The sequence below is a fragment of the Agromyces sp. P1_H4 genome, assembly GCF_056405255.1.
In genome coordinates this window covers 1-1,855 of record NZ_JBFUCL010000494.1, presented here as the reverse complement: position 1 = coordinate 1,855, position 1,855 = coordinate 1, and the positions used below count along the sequence as shown (strand labels likewise).

The following is a 1,855-nucleotide window of genomic DNA, read 5'->3' as shown; positions in this document are numbered from 1 at the left end:
GAGTGAGGCCACGAGGTCCTCGGCGCCCCACATCAGCGCGGACACGTTGGGCAGGGCCGCGACCTCGGCCGCGGCGAGCACCCCCCGCGCCGTCTCGCAGAGGGCGATGACCTCGTGGTCCTCGAGGCCGACGAGGTCGGCGGTGCCTTCGCACTTGGCGAGCATCACCGTGCGGTAGGGCGTCGCGGCGAGGGCGGCGAGGTCGTCGGCGAAGTGCGGGGTCGACGCGGGGTTGACGCGCACGATGACCCGCTCGGGGTCGAGCGTGGAGGCGACGAGGGCGACCCGCGCGGCCCGCTTCGCGTCGTMGGCGACCGCGTCCTCCAGGTCGAGGATCACCGCGTCCGCCCGTTCGCCCGCCTTCCGGTAGCGATCGGGCCGGTCGGCCGGGCAGAAGAGCAGGGCCGGGCCGAAGCGGAACGGCGGATGCGTCATCCGCGGGCCGCCTCGTCGGTGGAGGGGTCGGCACCGCTCGCTGCACGCCCCGCGGACGACTGGCGCTCCCCCGCCTCGCGGGTCCACACGAGCATGGTGCGGGAGGCGGTCGCCACGACGACGCCGTCCTGGTTGCGCGCCGTGTGCTCGAGTACCACGACGCCCTGGCCCGGGCGCGACGCCGACTCCCGCTTGGACGCGACGATGCTCTCGCCGTAGAGCGTGTCGCCGACGAACACGGGCGCGGGGAACGCCACCGCACCGAAGCCGAGGTTCGCGACGAGGGTGCCCTGGGTGAGCTGGCCCACCGACTGCCCCACCAGCGTGGAGAGGGTGAACAGCGAGTTGACGAGCCGTTGGCCGAACGGCTGCTCGGCCGACCAGGCCGCGTCGAGGTGCAGCGGCTGCGGGTTCATCGTCAACGTCGTGAACAGCACGTTGTCGGCTTCCGTCACCGTTCGCCCCGGTCGGTGCAGGTAGCGCACGCCCTCCTCGAACTCCTCGAACCAGAGCCCGCGCTGCACGACCTCGCGCATCGGGACATCCGTCATGGCGACCTCCTAGCCGATGCCCAGCTCGCGTGCGATGACCATGAGCTGCACCTCGTTCGTGCCCTCGCCGATCTCGAGGATCTTCGAGTCACGGTAGTGCCTCGCCACGAGGCTCTCGTTCATGAAGCCCATGCCGCCGAAGACCTGGGTGGCGTCGCGTGAGTTGAGCATCGCCGCGTCGCTCGAGACGAGCTTCGCCATCGCGGCCTCCTTCTTGAACGGGAGGCCCGCGTCGAGGCGCCGGGCGGCGTCGTGCCAGGCGAGGCGCGCGGTGTAGACGCGAGCCTGCATCTGGGCGATGGTGAACGCGACGTACTGGTGCGAGGCGATCGGCACGCCGAAGACGTTGCGGGTCTTGGCATAGCTGAGCGCCTCGTCGAGGCAGCCCTGCGCGACGCCGGTCGCCAGGGCGGCGATCGCGATGCGGCCCTCGTCGAGGGTGCGCAGGAAGTTGGCGAAGCCGCGGCCGCGTTCGCCGAGCAGGTTCGCGGCGGGCACGCGCACGTCGTCGAACGTCAGCGGGTGCGTGTCGGAGGCGCGCCAGCCCGACTTGTCGTACCCGGGGGCGACCGTGAAGCCCGGAGTGCCGTTCGGCACGATGATCGTCGAGAGCTCCTTCGAGACCGAGCCGTCGGGACGCGTGCGCTCGCCCGTCACGGCGGTGACCGTCACGAACCGGGTGATCGGCGTGCCCGAGTTGGTGATGAACTGCTTCGACCCGTTGATGACCCACTCGTCACCGTCGAGCACGGCGGTCGTGCGGGTCGCTCCGGCGTCGGAGCCGGCTTCGGACTCGGTCAGGCCGAAGCCGCCGAGCGCGCGCCCGGCGACGAGGTCGGGCAGGTACTCGGCCTTCTGCTCCTCGGTGC

At 71.7% G+C, this 1,855-nt stretch carries 3 protein-coding genes; all 3 read right to left on the bottom strand.

What is annotated here, in order from left to right; genetic code table 11:
• Positions 1-435 (bottom strand): aldolase/citrate lyase family protein (locus AC1DY2_RS19280; RefSeq protein ID WP_476763876.1); only part of this gene is annotated, 435 nt, incomplete at its 3' end.
• On the bottom strand, positions 432-986 hold the full coding sequence (locus AC1DY2_RS19275) for a MaoC family dehydratase (protein WP_476763875.1): 555 nt from the start codon (positions 984-986) through the stop codon (positions 432-434). The genes AC1DY2_RS19280 and AC1DY2_RS19275, both read right to left, overlap by 4 nt.
• 9 nt (positions 987-995) lie before the next feature.
• The coding region (locus tag AC1DY2_RS19270; RefSeq protein ID WP_476763874.1) for an acyl-CoA dehydrogenase family protein at positions 996-1,855 on the bottom strand (860 nt) is incomplete at its 5' end.